The organism is Sphingobium sp. CR28, from assembly GCF_052327305.1.
Lineage (GTDB): Bacteria > Pseudomonadota > Alphaproteobacteria > Sphingomonadales > Sphingomonadaceae > Sphingobium.
This window is the reverse complement of record NZ_CP182486.1, coordinates 256749-273960: the sequence shown is the minus strand read 5'-3', so window position 1 is coordinate 273960 and position 17212 is coordinate 256749. Positions and strand designations below refer to the sequence as shown.

Annotated in this window: 16 protein-coding genes; 11 read left to right on the top strand and 5 right to left on the bottom strand. The window is 61.3% G+C overall.

Annotated elements, in window-relative coordinates; all coding sequences use genetic code 11:
• Positions 1-49 precede the first annotated feature (49 nt).
• Positions 50-1729, top strand: coding sequence for an energy-dependent translational throttle protein EttA (ettA, locus tag ACNAOH_RS01305; protein ID WP_443970985.1), 1680 nt, complete (start codon positions 50-52; stop codon positions 1727-1729).
• 38 nt (positions 1730-1767) lie between these two features.
• Here ettA and ACNAOH_RS01300 read toward each other — a convergent pair whose 3' ends face one another.
• On the bottom strand, positions 1768-2157 hold the full coding sequence (locus tag ACNAOH_RS01300; protein ID WP_443970984.1) for a gamma-glutamylcyclotransferase family protein: 390 nt from the start codon (positions 2155-2157) through the stop codon (positions 1768-1770).
• 25 nt (positions 2158-2182) lie between these two features.
• On the bottom strand, positions 2183-2821 hold the full coding sequence (locus ACNAOH_RS01295) for a carbonic anhydrase (RefSeq protein ID WP_443970983.1): 639 nt from the start codon (positions 2819-2821) through the stop codon (positions 2183-2185).
• Between the two features lie 65 nt (positions 2822-2886).
• Here ACNAOH_RS01295 and lipA point away from each other — a divergent pair, with 65 nt between their 5' ends.
• The gene (gene lipA / locus ACNAOH_RS01290) at positions 2887-3834 is read left to right on the top strand and encodes a lipoyl synthase (RefSeq protein WP_443972016.1); all 948 of its coding nucleotides are present in this window, start codon (positions 2887-2889) and stop codon (positions 3832-3834) included.
• Positions 3821-4297: a type II toxin-antitoxin system RatA family toxin gene (locus ACNAOH_RS01285; RefSeq protein WP_443970982.1), complete on the top strand. Its 477-nt coding sequence runs from the start codon at positions 3821-3823 to the stop codon at positions 4295-4297. Before lipA ends, ACNAOH_RS01285 begins: the two co-directional genes overlap by 14 nt.
• On the opposite strand, the gene ACNAOH_RS01280 is transcribed toward ACNAOH_RS01285, so the two are convergent.
• Together ACNAOH_RS01280 and ACNAOH_RS01275 are read right to left on the bottom strand one after the other, a co-directional pair.
• Positions 4243-4770, bottom strand: coding sequence for a CinA family protein (locus ACNAOH_RS01280; RefSeq protein WP_443970981.1), 528 nt, complete (start codon positions 4768-4770; stop codon positions 4243-4245). The two genes, ACNAOH_RS01285 and ACNAOH_RS01280, sit on opposite strands and share 55 nt — an antisense overlap.
• A 61-nt stretch (positions 4771-4831) precedes the next feature.
• A complete protein-coding gene (locus ACNAOH_RS01275; RefSeq protein ID WP_443970980.1) occupies positions 4832-6034 on the bottom strand; it encodes a bifunctional 2-C-methyl-D-erythritol 4-phosphate cytidylyltransferase/2-C-methyl-D-erythritol 2,4-cyclodiphosphate synthase in 1203 nt (400 codons plus the stop codon).
• 80 nt (positions 6035-6114) lie between these two features.
• Between ACNAOH_RS01275 and dusB the strand changes: the two genes are divergently transcribed.
• From dusB to ACNAOH_RS01235, 8 genes are all read left to right on the top strand, one after another.
• Positions 6115-7116, top strand: coding sequence for a tRNA dihydrouridine synthase DusB (dusB, locus tag ACNAOH_RS01270; RefSeq protein WP_443970979.1), 1002 nt, complete (start codon positions 6115-6117; stop codon positions 7114-7116).
• Positions 7117-7138: 22 nt separating this feature from the next.
• Complete coding sequence (locus ACNAOH_RS01265) at positions 7139-8221, top strand: two-component system sensor histidine kinase NtrB (RefSeq protein ID WP_443970978.1); 1083 nt, start codon at positions 7139-7141, stop codon at positions 8219-8221.
• Positions 8221-9681, top strand: a complete 1461-nt coding sequence (ntrC, locus tag ACNAOH_RS01260; RefSeq protein ID WP_443970977.1) for a nitrogen regulation protein NR(I) — start codon at positions 8221-8223, stop codon at positions 9679-9681. Before ACNAOH_RS01265 ends, ntrC begins: the two co-directional genes overlap by 1 nt.
• A 180-nt stretch (positions 9682-9861) precedes the next feature.
• A complete protein-coding gene (locus tag ACNAOH_RS01255) occupies positions 9862-12051 on the top strand; it encodes a sensor histidine kinase (protein ID WP_443972015.1) in 2190 nt (729 codons plus the stop codon).
• A complete protein-coding gene (ntrX, locus tag ACNAOH_RS01250; RefSeq protein WP_443970976.1) occupies positions 12041-13414 on the top strand; it encodes a nitrogen assimilation response regulator NtrX in 1374 nt (457 codons plus the stop codon). The genes ACNAOH_RS01255 and ntrX overlap by 11 nt, the downstream gene beginning before the upstream one ends.
• Before the next feature lie 156 nt (positions 13415-13570).
• The gene (gene hfq, locus ACNAOH_RS01245) at positions 13571-14062 is read left to right on the top strand and encodes an RNA chaperone Hfq (RefSeq protein WP_443970975.1); all 492 of its coding nucleotides are present in this window, start codon (positions 13571-13573) and stop codon (positions 14060-14062) included.
• A 22-nt stretch (positions 14063-14084) separates the two neighbouring features.
• Positions 14085-15437, top strand: coding sequence for a GTPase HflX (gene hflX / locus ACNAOH_RS01240; RefSeq protein WP_443972014.1), 1353 nt, complete (start codon positions 14085-14087; stop codon positions 15435-15437).
• Entirely contained in the window at positions 15434-16417 is a 984-nt protein-coding gene (locus ACNAOH_RS01235; RefSeq protein ID WP_443970974.1) for a magnesium and cobalt transport protein CorA, read from the top strand. Before hflX ends, ACNAOH_RS01235 begins: the two co-directional genes overlap by 4 nt.
• A 5-nt stretch (positions 16418-16422) precedes the next feature.
• Here ACNAOH_RS01235 and mazG read toward each other — a convergent pair whose 3' ends face one another.
• Positions 16423-17202: a nucleoside triphosphate pyrophosphohydrolase gene (mazG, locus tag ACNAOH_RS01230; protein ID WP_443970973.1), complete on the bottom strand. Its 780-nt coding sequence runs from the start codon at positions 17200-17202 to the stop codon at positions 16423-16425.
• Between the last annotated feature and the right edge of the window lie 10 nt (positions 17203-17212).

Below are 17212 nucleotides of genomic sequence, written 5' to 3'. Positions count from 1 at the left end.
AACCGGTCAGCGACTTTCCACACCCTCGCGCTTTCGAAAGACCATCCCCATGGCCGTCCAGTACAGCTTTGTCATGAAGGGTCTCACCAAGACCTTCCCCGGCGCTCAGAAGCCGGTGTTCAACAACATCCATCTGCAATTCCTCCCCGGCACCAAGATTGCGGTGATCGGCGTCAACGGCGCGGGCAAGTCCACGCTGATGAAGGTGATCGCGGGGATCGACACCGAGTTTCAGGGTGAAGCCTGGGCAGGGGAAGGCATCCGCGTGGGGTATCTCGCGCAGGAGCCACAGTTGGATGCGACCAAAACCGTCATTGAAAATGTGAAGGATGGTGTGCGTGGGGTTGCCGATCTGGTCGATCGATTCAACGAGATCAGCACGATCATGGGCGATCCGCCCGAGGACGTCGACTTCGACGCGCTGATGACCGAGATGGGCGAGCTTCAGGAAAAGATCGACGCAGTCGACGGCTGGACGCTCGATAATCAGCTCGAAATTGCCATGGAGGCGCTGCGCTGCCCGCCTGGCGATTGGTCGGTCGAGAATCTTTCCGGCGGTGAGAAGCGCCGTATTGCGCTTTGCCGACTGCTGCTCGAAAAGCCGGACATCCTGCTGCTCGACGAACCGACCAACCACCTCGACGCCGAGAGCGTGCAGTGGCTGGAGCAGCATCTGATCAATTACACCGGCAACGTGATCCTCGTCACCCACGATCGCTACTTCCTCGACAATGTCGTGGGCTGGGTACTGGAGCTGGATCGCGGCCGTGGTATCCCGTTTGAAGGCAACTACTCCAACTGGCTGGAAGCCAAAGCCAAACGGATGGAGCAGGAAGACCGCGATGAGGCGGGACGGCAGAAGGCCATCAAGGAAGAGCTGGAGTGGATCCGGCAGACCCCGAAAGCGCGCCAGACCAAAAGCAAAGCGCGTATTCGCGCGTTCGACGAGTTGGTCGAGAAACAAGAGAACCGCGCACCGGGCAAGGCGCAGATCGTCATTCAGACGCCTAAACGTCTGGGCGGCAAAGTGATCGAGGCCCATGGTCTCACCAAAGCCTATGGCGACAAGCTGCTCTTCGAGAATCTCGACTTTCTATTGCCGCCAGGTGGCATCGTCGGGGTGATCGGGCCGAACGGCGCCGGCAAATCCACGCTGTTTCGCCTTATCACCGGGCAGGAGCAACCCGACAGCGGCGAGCTGCAGATCGGCGAGACGGTTCAACTCGGCTACGTCGATCAGAGCCGGGATTCGCTCGATCCCAACAAGAATGTCTGGGAGGAAGTTTCCGGCGGCCATGACCTCATGACCATCGGTAAGCATGAGATCCAGACGCGGGCCTATGTGGGCGCCTTCAACTTCAAGGGCGTGGACCAGCAGAAGAAGGTCGGCCAGCTCTCGGGTGGTGAGCGGAACCGTGTACATCTCGCGAAGATGCTCAAGGAGGGTGGCAACGTCCTCCTGCTGGACGAACCGACCAACGACCTTGACGTGGAAACCCTGCGCGCGCTGGAAGATGCGCTCGAGAACTTCGCCGGCTGCGCTGTGGTCATCAGCCACGATCGCTTCTTCCTCGATCGCCTGGCCACCCATATTCTGGCGTTCGAAGGCGACAGTCATGTGGAGTGGTTCGAAGGCAACTTCGAGGCTTATGAGGAAGACAAGCGCCGGCGTCTGGGCGATGCGGCGGATCGTCCCACCCGTCTGGTCTATAAGAAACTCACACGCTGATCGGCGGGCGAGGGCGCTCCGTTCCAAAAGGGAAGGGCTTAGCGCTTTCGCCAGTCGCCTGAAGCAATGCGCGGCAAACCGGAGACGGGGCGGTTATAGGCATAGACCCACACCGGGCCGCTCCCGCCGACGAGAGGCATCGCGACACGGATATATTCCGATCGCGCGCGGTCCAACGGGTCGTAGTCCTCGAATGCGTCCAGGTCGCTAATGCGTGATGGATCGACAAGGCGATGCAGTTCGCCCTGGATCACGCCTTCCGGGCCGGGGACCGCGCAAGGCCAGTCACCTAGATTATAGAGCAGTCCTCGCACCGACGCGGGGCCGAGATAACGGGTCCAGTCGGGGAGAGACAGCGCGGCGTGACTGCTCTCGCCGCGCATGAGGGTTCCGTAGAAGAAGAAGGGGAGGGCGGCAGGATCGTCCATCGCCGCCCGTCATACCCGATTTGCTTTAGGCGGGTTTGAATTTCCCGCTTTCGTCATCGAGCACGGCCAGCACGCCGTCCGCCACCGCGAAATGCGCACCGATAAGCCGCAGATCGCCAGAGGCCACCTTGCTCTCGACGAAGGGAAAGCTGAGAAGATTGGTGAGGCTCTGCTTGACCCCTTCGAACTCCATGGCCTTGGTCGTCTCAGGCGTCGTGTCCGTGCCGTGCGTTGAAACAACGCGATCGCGCGCATCGTCCAGCAGGCCGATCCAGCTTGCGACGAAGAAGCCCGAGCCCACGTCAGCATCCTTGAGCGCCTGAGTGAAGGCAGCATTGCAGCCGCCGCATGCGCCGTGGCCCAGAACGAGGATTTCCTTCACGCCGAGCACCTGCACGGCATATTCAAGCGCGGCCGAGACACCGTGAAGGCCGGCGGTGGTTTCAAAGGGAGGGACAAGCGCCGCGACATTGCGGATCATGAAAAGCTCGCCGGGACCGGCGTCAAAAATCTGGGTCGGATCGACCCGGCTATCCGAGCAGGAGATGACGAGAACCCGGGGCTGCTGCCCCTTGCTCAGGCGCTCCCAGCGCTCGCGTTGACCAATCCAATCGCCCTTGCGAAAGCGGCGATATCCTTCGAGCATGTATGCAAAATCTATCATGGCTATTTCGTAGATGCGGCCCTCGGGGGGTGGCAAGTAACATCTTGTTTCGCTATTTCCACTTCATGGCTGAAGCAGATCCTTTTTCGAACGTACCCGCACAACGCCCCCGCAAGCCGGACTGGATCCGGGTCAAGGCGCCCGTAAGTCCCGGCTATATGGAGACGAAACGGCTGATGCGTGAAAAGGGGCTGGCGACGGTCTGCGAAGAGGCTGCCTGCCCGAATATCGGCGAGTGCTGGACCAAGAAGCACGCCACGGTGATGATCCTGGGAGATACATGCACGCGGGCGTGCGCCTTCTGCAATGTGAAGACCGGCATGCCCCGCCCAGTGGACCCGCGCGAGCCCCAGAATCTGGCCGATGCCGCCGCCGAGATGGGTCTGGAGCATATCGTCATAACGTCTGTAGATCGGGACGATCTCCCTGACGGTGGCGCACGCCAGTTTGTAAAGGTAATCGAGGCGCTGCGGCGCACGACTCCGGCCACAACGATCGAAATCCTGACGCCCGATTTCCGCAACAAGCATCAGGCGGCGATCGAGGCCATCGTGGCATCGCGGCCGGACGTCTATAATCACAATCTTGAGACGGTTCCGCGCCTGTATCCGACGATTCGGCCCGGCGCGCGATATTATGCCTCGCTCCGCCTGCTTGAGACGGTGAAGGCGCTCGCCCCTTCGATCTTTACTAAGTCCGGCATCATGCTGGGGCTGGGTGAGGAGCGGCTGGAGGTTCATCAGGTGATGGACGACATGCGCTCTGCCGACATCGACTTCCTCACCATGGGCCAGTATCTGCAGCCGACGCCAAAGCACGCCAAGGTCATGGAGTTCGTGACACCTCAGGCTTTCGGCGCCTATGCGGCCATTGCCCGCGCCAAGGGCTTCCTGCAGGTCGCGTCTTCCCCGCTTACGCGCTCCAGCTATCATGCGGGCAAGGACTTCGCGGAGATGAAGGCCGCCCGCGACGCGAAGCTCGCGAAGGCGAAAGGCGTCAATGCCTCAGCATAAGGAAACGCGGGCGCTGCCTTACGCGCCGGCCCAGATGTTTGATCTTGTCTCTGACGTGGCACGTTACCCGGAATTCCTGCCGTGGGTCAGCGCGATCCGTGTCCGTTCGGACAGCGAGACAGAGATAGTTGCCGATATGATCGTCGGGTTCAAAGGGCTGCGTGAGACCTTTACGTCGCGTGTGCTCAAGGAAAGGCCGGGCCATGTGCATGTCGATTATCTCGACGGGCCGCTCAAGCATCTTTCCAACGACTGGCGCTTTCAGCCGGATGGCAAGGGCGGCGTGCTCGTGGATTTTGAAGTCGATTTCGCGTTCAAGAACAGATTGTTCGAGATGCTGGCCGGGCAGATGTTCGACGCGGCCCTGCGCAAGATGATCGGGGCGTTCGAGGCAAGAGCGGCAGCGCTTTATGCGTCCGCGTCCTCCGGCAGTAACAGCTCAAGCGCGCATAACGCAGCCTGAAGCCGAATCGCGCCGCGACCTTTTTCCTCGAACCGACGTAGGTCGGCTACGACATTCTCACTTTCGTCTCCGCGCTCGGCGCGGGCGAAAACCACGGTTCCTACTGGCTTGAATTCCGAGCCGCCCTCCGGCCCCGCAATGCCGGTGATCGCCACCGCCACGTCTGCCTCGCTCTTCTTGAGCGCGCCCTGAGCCATGGCCCACGCCGTGGCAATGGACACGGCGCCGAACGTATCGAGCACATCCTCGCTGACACCCAGCGCGCTCATCTTGATCGCGTTCGAATAAGTGACGAACCCGGCCTCGAAGACGGCCGAGGAGCCAGGTATCTCAGTGAGTGCCGCAGCTACGAGGCCACCCGTGCAACTCTCCGCGACCGCAATCTTGCGGCCGAGGCGGCCGTTAGCCTGGATCACTTTTCGCGCCAGAATAACAAGCTCATCCGGCAGAAGCGTGTCCAAAGGCAGCTCCATATCGTCCATGAGTCGCCTTTCGCCCCTTTCTCCGGCGATGCCAACGAAAATCGCTCGTGTTTTAGGCGCTCAGTGGAAGGCGCACGGAAACAACCGCCTGCGCGGCAATGCCCTCACCGCGACCGGTCAAGCCGAGGCGCTCCGTGGTAGTGGCTTTGACCGAAATCGCTTCGCTCCGGAGGCCTGTGATCTCCGCCAGTCGCCCCCGCATGGCGTCGCGGTGTGGCCCGATTTTGGGAGCCTCACAGATGATGGTGACGTCGATATGATCGAGAATGCCGCCGCGCGTGCGGACACGATCAACGGCGAACGCAAGGAATTGATCGGAGGATGCGCCGCGCCACTTGGGATCGCTTGGCGGGAAATGGCTGCCGATATCGCCTTCGGCCAGCGCGCCCAGAATCGCGTCCACGATGGCATGGAGGGCAACGTCCGCATCGCTATGCCCGGCCAGGCCGTGGCTGTGAGGGATATTTACGCCATTCAGCCAGAGCTCTCCGCCCGGTTCGAGCCGATGGACATCGAAACCGAGGCCTGTGCGTGTGATAAAGTGCGCGGGGGCAAGACTCTGTTCCAGTCGCTCATGGTCGCCCGGTAGCGTGATCTTTTCCAGCGCTGACTCTCCTTCCACCATGAAGACTGCTCCGCCGGCAGCGCACACCATCTGGGCGTCATCGGTCGGTTCGTCATTCCCCTGCCAGCCCATGTGCGCCTGCATCAGGCGAGCAAAGCGAAAGCCCTGCGGTGTCTGCACCCGTCGCAGCGCGGCGCGATCGACGACGTCTCCGGCTTGCTGGCCGTCCTCGCGCACAAGAGTATCGACCACGGGCAACACCGGAATGGCCCCATCATTGCCCTGTGCGAGCGCGCGCACGATCCGCTCTATGACGATTGAAGTTACACCCGGCCTCGCACTGTCATGAACGAGGACAAAGTCGGGCGGCCCGTCCTCCAGATCGGCAAGCGCCTGAAGGGCTTTGAAAACCGATCCGCGCCGGGTCTCGTCGCCATCAACAAAAGTTACGCGAGTAGCGAGATCTCCCAGCCATTCTCTCACGCCAGCCTCATTGCCAGGAGCGACCGCCACAACAACGCGATCGATGAGATTGCTACCCAGAAAAGCCTCTATACTCCAGGCCAGCACCGGGCGTCCGCCAAGCGGCTGAAACTGCTTGGGCACCACGCCACCGGCACGTGAGCCACTGCCCGCCGCCAGCACGATCGCGGCAGTAAGAGGGCAGTCCTGGGCTGGTTGCAAGGTCATGGACGGCGACTTAGCGGACCGCCGGCTTGCCGACCAGCATCTTTCCGGTTAAGGGCTGCCTGTTTTTTAGGCACAATTATATGACTTCCAAGCTCGCTCCCATTGCCATCGGTCCCGTGCAGATCGAAACGCCGGTGATCCTGGCGCCGATGACTGGCGTGACGGACATGCCATTCCGCACGCTGGTGCGGCGCTATGGCAGCGGACTCAATGTAACCGAAATGATTGCCTCTCCCGCTATGATCCGCGAGACGCGGCAGTCGTTGCAAAAGGCCGCCTGGGACGCAGTGGAGGAGCCCGTCTCGCTGCAGCTTGCGGGTTGCTCCCCCACGGAGATGGCGGAAGCAGCGAAGCTGAACGAGGATCGCGGCGCGGCCATCATCGATATCAACATGGGCTGCCCGGTGAAGAAGGTGGTCAATGGTGAAGCGGGATCTGCGCTGATGCGCGACCTTCCGCTCGCTGCGCGGCTGATTGAGGCCACGGTCAAGGCCGTATCGGTTCCGGTCACGGTCAAGATGCGTATGGGCTGGGACCATAGCAGCCTCAACGCGCCGGAGCTCGCGCGGATCGCGGAGGATCTTGGTGCGCGGATGATCACCGTCCACGGCCGCACGCGTTGCCAGATGTACAAGGGGTCGGCCGACTGGTCCTTTGTCCGCACAGTGAAGGACGCAGTGTCCGTTCCGGTCATCGTCAATGGCGACATCTGTTCGATCGAGGACGTCGAGACCGCGCTCGCTCAGAGCGGGGCCGATGGCGTGATGATCGGCCGTGGCGCTTATGGCCGCCCCTGGCTGCTGGGTCAGGTGATGCACTGGCTGCGCACTGGCCAGCAGCGCGCCGATCCTTCGATCGACGAGCAATACAGCGTCATTGCAGAACATTACCGCGCGATGCTCGATCATTATGGTGAAACCATCGGCGTCAATATGGCGCGCAAGCATATCGGCTGGTACACGCGCGGCCTGCCTGGCTCGGCGGAGTTCCGCAACGCCGTGAACCAGATCGCTGATGCGCCGCGCGTCCTCGATATGCTGGCCCGTTTCTACGACCCGTTCCTGGCACGTTCGGCCGCCTGATAATTCGGCGCGCACCGGGCAGATGAACGAGCTGATTGGACATGATCCGCGAGATCCGCACGCGGCGCACCCTGTAGCCACGCTCGTCATCGCGCCCGACAATCGCATCGTCGCTGCGAACAGCCGCGCCGAAAGCCTGCTGAACATGGCACGATCGGCGCTGATCGGCAGCGATATCGAGCTCGTCCTGCGGATCGACGATCCCAATGTCGACACCAGTATCTGGAGGACGGACAAGCCGCTTTCGGCTTATGACATCCGCGTCCACGCCGGGCGGATGGAAGCCGTCGAGATGGATGTGATGATTAATCCCCTGTCCGATCAGGACGGTTGGCGTATCGTTGCCCTGCACATCCACACGCCGCCTCAGGCAAGCGGTCTTCGGCGGGGCCATGTCGGTGCCAAATCCGCGACAGGGGCCGCCGCCATGCTGGCGCATGAAATCAAGAATCCGCTGTCCGGCATCCGGGGCGCGGCGCAATTGCTTGAGATCGACGCCACGGACGACGCGCGGCCGCTTACCACCCTGATCCGCGATGAGGTCGATCGAATCGCGGCGCTTATCGACCGCATGCAGCATTTCACCAGCAATCAACCGCTCGACTGCCGGCCGGAGAATATTTACCCCCTCATCGACCACGCAATAGATCTGGCCTGGGCCGGATTTGCGCGCGGGCGGAGCATCCTGCGCCGTTATGATCCTTCGCTTCCCTTTGCGAATGTGAACGGGGACGCACTCGTCCAGATCATGCTCAACCTCATCAAGAATGCTGTCGAGGCGACGGAAGAGCCAGAATATGAGGGCCGCGAGATCATCGTCTCCACGGCATTCCGGCACGGCATCTCTCTCATGAGTGAGCGCGGAAAGCAGAACGCGCCGCTCCAGGTGGAGATTCAGGTCGTGGACCACGGGCCGGGCGTGCCGGACTCGATCCGGGATGTGCTGTTCAACCCCTTTATCAGCAACAAGCGAAGCGGGCAGGGGCTCGGCCTTGCTCTCGTCGACAAGCTGGTGCGCGACATGAACGGCCTCGTTCAATATGAGCGGGATCATATCGCGGAGCGAACCGTCTTTCGCCTGCTCCTGCCAATGGGCATTGGCTGATGGCTGCGCCGGTGGGTAAAATTCTCGTCGTCGATGACGATCAGGCGATCTGCGTCGTCATCTCCGAGGCGCTCAAGCGAGCCGGACACGTCGTGAAGACCGTCGGCACTATTGCCCAGCGTGCCGCGCAGATCGCTGCTTTTGAGCCGGACGTGATTCTGACCGATGTCATGCTGCCGGATGGCGACGGGATGGACGACATCAGCGCGATTTTGTCCGCTCGTCCCTGTTTGAAGATCATCGTTCTCTCTGCCCAGAATACGCTCAACACGGCGGTGCGAGCCACAGGGCAGGGCGCTTTCGAGTATCTGCCCAAGCCTTTCGACCTCAACGAGCTTTCCCGCGCGGTGACCGAAGCGCTGGGGTCGCGACGGTCGAGCGACGACGGCCTTGGTGGCGGGGGTAGTGGAAACGGGGCCAGCGAGGAGCTTCCGCTGGTGGGGCGATCCCCCCAAATGCAGGAGGTCTATCGTACCATTGCCCGCGTGGTCGCGAATGATCTCAACATCCTCATTCTGGGCGAATCCGGAACGGGCAAGGAACTGGTCGCTGAGGCGATCCACAATCTAGGGCCGCGCCGAGACCGACCCTTTGTCGCTATCAATATGGCCGCCATTCCGCGCGAGCTCATCGAAGCGGAACTCTTCGGCTATGAGCGCGGCGCGTTCACGGGCGCGGTTGCCCGCACGGCGGGCAAGTTCGAGCAGGCGCAAGGTGGCTCGCTCTTCCTCGACGAGATTGGCGACATGCCCATGGAAGCGCAGACGCGCTTGCTGCGCGTGCTCCAGTCGGGCGAAGTGACGACGGTGGGCGGCACGCGGCCCGTGCGCGTCGATGTCCGCATCATCGCGGCAACGAACAAGGATCTGCCATCGCTGATCGCGGATGGCCGATTCCGCGAGGATCTCTATTACCGCCTTCATGTCGTGCCCATTCATCTGCCCGCACTGCGGGACCGGGCCAGCGACATTCCCCTTCTTGCACGGCACTTCCTTAGTCTCGCTGCTCGACGCGGCCTGCCCCAGAAGACCCTGAGCAACGAGGCGGCTGATCTCCTGAGCCTTCATTCCTGGCCCGGCAATGTGCGCGAACTGCAGAACCTGATGCAACGCATGACGGTACTGACACGGGACTCGGTCATCTCCGCGGCGGAAATCAGGCAGGTTCTGACGATTTCGGGATCGGAAGACGCTTCTGGCGGCGCAACCAGCGAAAGCCTGGAGGATGCAGCAGTGCTCTGGGCGCGAGAGCGGCTGGTGGTGGGCACCGGCAGAAAACTGGATGACCTTTACGGGCAATTGCTCGCTGTCGTCGAGCCCGTGCTCATTACCGAAACGCTGGCGGCCGTCGACGGGAACCAGATTCGGGCAGCGGCGATTCTGGGCGTGAACCGCAACACACTGCGCAAGAAGCTCAACATCTACGAGATCGATCCGCTGCACCCACGCCGCAAGGAATAATCAATCTGTCACAAACAGGCACGAATTTGCGTGTAAGAGTGCGAGATTGTGTTTCCTGAGCCACGCTGATGTTGTAGCGATGCCACGATGGATCAGCCATCCAGCCTATCCGCTTTTCAGGAAGACGCCGGGGACGACGATCGGCCGCAGAATCCGCGGTGGGCTCTGCTCAAGCGCGGGATGGAAGCCGGGGCTCTGGTCGCGCTGTTGGCGACGGGGCTTTTCACTTACTGGCTGATCGACCGGCAGGGCGACAACGAACGACTGCTCACGCCGCCAGTGGTGGCGCTGCTGCTTGTCCTCAATCTGCTTCCGGCAATCGCGACGCTTGTTCTTATCGGACGCCGGATCGCGCGGCGGCGCGCGGCCCGCAGTCTGGTGGGTGGAAGCGGGCGGCTCCATGTGCGCCTCGTCGGCATATTCTCGCTCATCGCCAGCGTTCCGCTCATTCTCGTGGTGATCTTTGCGTCCTTGCTGTTCCAGTACGGCGTTCAGTTCTGGTTCTCATCAGACGCGCGCGGCGTTCTGGAGAACGCGACCGATCTGGCACGCGGCTATTATGAGCAGAATTTGCGGGAGGTGGGCCAGGAAACCGTCACCATGGCGGGCGACCTCCGCGATTATCTCAACCAGTCGCCGATCACGAGCCCTTCGTTTGCCGAAGGCTATATCTATCAAGTGGTTACCCGCAAGCTCAATAGCTCGTCCATCATAGAGATCGGTAAGGACGGCCTGGCGCGCACCGCCGCGACTGTCGATCCGGAGCGCCGTCAGGCAAAGGACGTCATCGCGCCAGAGGTTATTCGCAGATTGCGGAGCGGGGAAAGCGTGGTGGTGGACACCAAGCCGGACCAGATCGAGGCCATCGTCCTCTTATATCCCAAGAGTAATGTCTTCCTCTATGCGTCCAGAAACGCTGACGTTTCCGCCTTCAGCCAGATGAAGCGGGCGCAGACGGTGCTGGCCGACTATGATGATTTCTCGGCACGATCCCGCCAACTCCAGCTCCAGTTTAACGTGGCACTTTTCTTCGGCACGCTTATGCTCGTCGGCGTTGCGGTCTGGATCGCGCTCGCAGTGGCAGACCGGCTGGTGCAACCAGTGGGCGAACTGGTGGATGCCGCCCGTAGGATTACCGCCGGTGACCTGTCAACTCGCGTCCCAGACACACAGAACCACGATGAAATCGGGACGCTCGCCAATGCCTTCAACCGCATGACCCAGCGCCTTGAGGCCCAGACCGGCGCGCTGGTGACGGCAAACAGCCAGCTGGAAAGCCGGCGGCTGCTGATCGAGGCAGTGCTTTCCGGCGTGAGCGCGGGCGTCATTTCAGTGGATCGCTCCGGCGCCATCCAGCTTCTCAACAGTTCGGCCACTGCTCTTCTGGTGCCAGATGGTACGCCCGCCGTCGGTCGCCCCCTCGCGCAGGTCGCGCCCGAACTCGCGGCGGCGCTGGACGATGACGCGGAAAGCAACATCGTGCAGATCCGCGTCGGGTCGGACGTGCGCACACTTGCCGTAAAGGTCGTCGCAGATTCCAGCGGACGCGTGCTGACATTTGATGACATCACTCAGCAACTGCTCGACCAGCGCCGCGCGGCCTGGTCCGATGTGGCGAGGCGCATTGCGCACGAGATCAAGAATCCGCTCACCCCAATTCAACTCGCAGCGGAGCGGCTGGAGCGCCGCTATGCTGGCGAAGTGAAATCCGACCCGAGCGTCTTTTCACGCCTCACAGCCACGATCGTGCGGCAAGTGGGGGATTTGCGCCGTATCGTCGACGAGTTTTCCTCGTTCGCGCGTATGCCTAAACCAGTGTTTCGCGTCGAATCCATGGTGGACATCGCCCGTCATGCGATGTTTCTGCATGAAGTCGCGCATCCCGAAATCCAGTTCACGTTCGACGTAGGCTCGGGCGAGATGAGCATGGTCTGCGATCGACGCCAGATCGGTCAGGCGCTCACCAATATCGTGAAAAACGCGGTGGAGGCGATTGCGGACCGGGTCGTCCGGGATGGCGACACCGCGCCGTCCGGAGCGATCGTGGGCCATATCGTCATGACGCTCCGGCGTGAGGAGGCGGCGCTGATCGTCGCGGTGAGGGATGATGGGGGAGGGCTGCCTGCCGACCGCGAGCGCGTCCTCGAACCCTATATGACAACCCGGGCGAAGGGCACGGGGCTCGGCCTCGCGATCGTCAAGAAGATCGTCGAAGAGCATTTCGGCGAAATCGTCCTCGGCGACGGCGAGGGGAAGCAGGGCACGGCAGTAACGTTGCGCTTCGATAGCGAACGGCTTGCGCGTTTGGCAGGAGACACTCTCCGCCATACCGAACAGGATAACGGAAGAGAGAATAGTCATGGCGCTTGATGTGCTGGTGGTGGACGACGAAGCCGATATCCGCGAGCTGGTGGCGGGGGTGCTGGAAGACGAAGGCTTCGAAACCCGTCTCGCCGCCAGTAGCGATCAGGCGCTCGATGCTCTGGCGGCTCGGAGACCGTCGTTGGTCCTGCTCGACGTATGGCTTCAGGGGTCCAAGCTCGACGGACTTGAGCTCCTCGATGAGATCAAGCGGCGCGACAGCACCATCCCTGTTCTCATGATCTCAGGCCATGGCAATATCGATACGGCTGTCTCCGCCATCCGGCGCGGCGCGGCCGATTTTATCGAGAAGCCGTTCGAGGCTGACCGGCTGCTCCATCTGGTCGCACGCGCGACAGAAACCGAACGCCTGAGGCGCGAAAATCAGGATCTGCGCGCGCGCGTGGGGCAGGATGACGAACTGACGGGTCAGAGCGCCGCGATCAACGGCGTCCGCGCGACCATCAAGAAGGTAGCGGCCACCGGCAGTCGCGTCCTCATTACTGGCGCGGCGGGGGTAGGCAAGGAAGTCGCGGCCCGGATGCTCCACAACTGGTCCGGACGGGCAAATGCGCCGTTCGTGATCGTCACGTCGGCGCGCATGGATCCTCAAAGGGTGGAAGAAGAGCTGTTCGGCGTGGAAGGCCCCGACGGTCTGGTTCGCCCCGGAATGCTCGAGCAAGCGCATGGCGGTACGCTTTTTCTGGACGAAATTGCCGACATGCCTCTCACGACGCAGGGCAAGGTTTTGCGTGTGCTAACCGATCAGAGCTTCACGCGCATTGGCGGCCAGCGTCAGGTGAAAGTGGACGTGCGCGTCATCTCCTCGACCGCGCGCGACCTGAAGGCCGAAATCGAGGGCAGAACCTTCCGCGAAGACCTGTACTATCGCCTTAACGTCGTGCCGCTCGCGCTTCCTTCGCTCGCTGAGCGGCGCGACGACATCCCGATGCTGGTCGAGCATTATCTCGCACGGTTCGCCGCCGAGCGCCGCATCCCGCCTCCGATCGTCGCCGGGAGCGCGATGGCCGCGCTTCAGGCTTTCGAATGGCCCGGCAACGTTCGCCAACTGCGAAATGTCATCGAGCGGACGATCATTATGGCACCGGCCGACCGCGCCCAGACGATCGAGCTCGACATGCTGCCACCCGAGGCGACGGGTGCCGAGAACGGTAAAGGCGGCATGGCCAGCGCCATCATGGGAGCACCGCTCCGTGAGGCGCGAGAAAGCTTCGAGCGGGAGTATCTGCGGGTCCAGATCAAGCGCTTTTCCGGTAACATCTCCCGGACCGCAGCGTTCATCGGCATGGAGCGCTCCGCGCTACATCGTAAACTCAAGCTGCTGGGCATTTCCGACGACAGGGAAGAGTGAGCCTCTCGGGAAAAATTGTGCGCCGCAAAATGTCTGAGTAGATTTCCCGATGCTGTTGGATTAAATCAGCAGCCGAACCAAACTTGTTGTCTAAATGAAGGTCGAATCGACACGACCAAGCGGGTCTACGAGCCCGCCAATAAAATGGAGTAGAAAATGGCCGAAAAGTTCAACAATCTCCAAGACATATTCCTCAACACGCTTCGCAAGACGAAGACGCCGGTCACGATGTTCCTGGTCAAAGGCGTAAAGCTGCAGGGCATCATCACCTGGTTTGACAATTTTTCGGTGTTGCTGCGCCGCGATGGCCAGACCCAGCTTGTCTATAAGCACGCCATTTCCACTGTCATGCCCGCGCATTCGGTGGACCTTGCCGAGATCAAGACGGCGTTTTCGGCGAATGAGCGCAAATCAAAGCTGCTGCAGGAGATTTTTCTCTCCGCGGTGCGGAAGTCGGGCCAGCCTGTAACGATGTTCCTTGTAAATGGCGTCATGCTGCAGGGAGAGATCGTCGCATTCGACCTGTTCTGCATGCTTCTCCAGCGGGACGGCATGTCGCAGCTCGTCTACAAGCACGCCATCTCCACGGTGCAGCCCGCCCAGGCGCTGGACCTTTCCGGAGAAGCGGAGCAAGACGAGCTGGATTGACCGTAATCGTGAGGTAAGAGTCATAGCGCATTTTTCCGAGCGTGAGGATTTATCGCGCGGGGCACGCACTGTCGTGGTTCATGCTGAACTGGGCGGGGCCATCCGGCGCGATATAGCGGCAAGACTTGAAGAGGCGCGCGGGCTGGCGCTGGCCATTGGGCTCGACGTTCGTGAGGCGCTGTCTTTTCGTGTGCGGCAATCCCGGCCCGCAAGCCTTTTTGGTGCCGGCCAGATCGAGCAGATTGGCGAGATCGTCGCTCGCCATGAGGCGGAACTGGTCATTGTCGACAATGTGCTGACCCCGGTTCAGCAAAGTAATCTGGAAAAGGCGCTGGAAGCCAAGGTCATTGATCGGACCGGGCTCATCCTCGAAATTTTCGGGGAGCGGGCCGCGACGGCCGAGGGCAGGCTGCAGGTCGAGCTTGCCCATCTCGACTATCAGGCTGGTCGTCTGGTCCGGAGTTGGACTCACCTTGAGCGTCAGCGCGGCGGATTCGGCTTTCTTGGTGGGCCGGGCGAAACCCAGATCGAGGCTGATCGGCGCATGATCCGGGATCGCATGGCGCGCCTGCGACGGGAGCTCGATCAGGTCAGCCGCACGCGCGGGCTTCATCGGGCAAGGCGGCAGCGAGCGCCCTGGCCCGTCATCGCGCTGGTGGGCTATACCAATGCCGGTAAATCCACGCTTTTCAATCGGCTGACCGGAGCCGGCGTCATGGCGGAGGATATGCTCTTCGCAACGCTTGACCCCACAATGCGGCAGATCCGCCTGCCGGGCCTGGACAAAGCAATCCTGTCCGACACCGTGGGCTTCGTCTCGGATTTGCCGACCGAACTCATTGCTGCCTTCCGCGCCACGCTTGAGGAAGTCCGTGAGGCCGACCTCATCCTCCACGTTCGCGATATCGCTCATCCCGATAGCGAGGCGCAACGCGACGATGTCATGGACGTGCTGGCGCAACTGGGCGTCGTGCCCGGCGAGGAGAGTGAGGCCACGCAGGAAGGGCTTTTCCCTCCCGTTCTGGAGATCTGGAACAAGGTCGACCTGATACCGCCCGAGGACAGAGCTTTGCTGGAGGAAAGGCGCGACCGGGGCAGGGGGATCGCACTCATCTCGGCTGAAACTGGAGAGGGTGTCGATGCGCTGCGGCGGCAAGTCGCGACGATCCTCAATAGTGAGCATCGCAGCTATAACTTCCACTTATCTGTGACGGATGGTGCAGCGCTTGCGTGGCTGCATGAGCATGGAGAAGTTACCGAAACGAGAGAGGAGGATGGTGAGATGCTTGTCACTGCCACCCTGAATCCAAGCGTTGCGGAGCGATTCATGTCACGATTTCCCGATCATAGCGACATATCCTCGAATGACGCATGACAATCGTCTGCGCAACTCGCTACGAACAGGGCAGGGCGGTCGGCTCTGTCAGCTTTGACCAGGAGACCGGCGGGCACGGGGAATCTCCCCCGACGAGCGAACAGAGCTTTGACTGGATCGGCCTTCACGCGCCCTCCGAATCCGAAATGGACTTGGTTGCCCGGCGCTATGGCCTTCATCCACTTGCGGTGGAGGATGCGCTTTCAGGCCGCCAGTTGCCGAAGGTCGAGACCTATCCCGGACATCTGTTCATAACGATCCGCACTGCTGCGCTGGAACAGGGCAAGATCTGCTATGGCGAGACGGCCATCTTCGTCGGCCGCCATTTCATCATTACTGTCCGGCTCGGTTCGGAGAGGGGCCATGCCTCGCTGCGCGCGCATCTTGAGGCCAACCCCGCCTTGCTCGCTCACGGCTCGGATTATGTGCTTCACGCCATTCTCGACTATATCGTTGATGGCTATTTTCCGGTCATCGATACTTTGGAAGACGATGTTCTGGCGATGGAGGCACGACTGCTTGATCGGCTTCTGTCGCCTGAGGAGCTTTTCGACCTCTTCTCGCTACGGCGCGATCTGGTGCGGTTCTACCGGCTCCTGGGGCCATCCGAAGAAATGGTCGGACACCTCATCAACATCCGCCATGACGAGATCGACAAAGCGGTCATTCCTTACTTCCGCGATATCCTTGACCATGCCCGTAGGGCAGGGTTCCGCATAACCGGGCTCAAGGATACGCTCACCGGCACGATTGAGGCCAGCAGCCTTCTGGAGCAGCAGCGCCAAGGCGCGATAACCCGGCAACTGGCGGCTTGGGCGGCGATACTCGCGGTTCCGACGGCAATTGCCGGCATCTATGGCATGAACTTTGAGAACATGCCCGAACTGCATTGGAAATACGGCTATTTTTTTATCACCGGATTAATGGCCGTCATGTGCATCGGCCTCTATCTCCGGTTCCGGAAAAGTCGTTGGCTATAACGAAGTTACGCTTCGGACTCTTTCTTCTCAGCCTGCTTCACCCGTTGCCAAAGCGCTTCCTGCTCCTGAAGATCAAGTGCAGCGAAGGCATCGCCTGCCTCGGCTTCCATGGCCATGAAACGCCGCTCGAATTTGATGTTTGCACGGCGGAGCGCCTGTTCCGCGTCGACGCCCAAGTGCCGGCAGAAGTTCACGGTCGCAAAAAGAAGATCGCCAGCTTCTTCTTCAAGCTCTAGCGCGCTGTTGGCCCGGTCGATCTCGTCCAGCTCCTCCAGTATCTTTGCGCGAACCTTTGCAGTCTCCGTCCAGTCGAAGCCCACGCGTGCCGCTCGCTTCTGCAGCTTTTCAGCGCGCATGAGGGCGGGTAGGGCCAGTGCGACGCCAGACAGCGCGGAATTCGCCTCGCCCTTGTCCACGCGTTCGTCGGCTTTGATGGCTTCCCAGTTTTGGCGGATCTCCGTGCTGCCGACCGCCTCGGCCGAGGCAAAGATATGCGGGTGACGCCGTACCATCTTGTCGCAAATGGCGGTGATGACGCCGGACAAGTCAAAGGCGCCGACTTCCTCGGCCATACGCGCATGAAAGACCACCTGGAGCAGCAGATCGCCCAGTTCGTCTTTCAGACCGTGGAGGTCGCGCCGCTCAATGGCATCGGCAACCTCATAGGCTTCTTCGATCGTGTACGGCGCGATCGTCTCGAAATTCTGCGCGACATCCCATTCGCATCCACGCTCAGGGTCTCGCAGACGCGCCATGATTTCATGCAGAGGGGAGATATCCGGCATGGCGCCCATT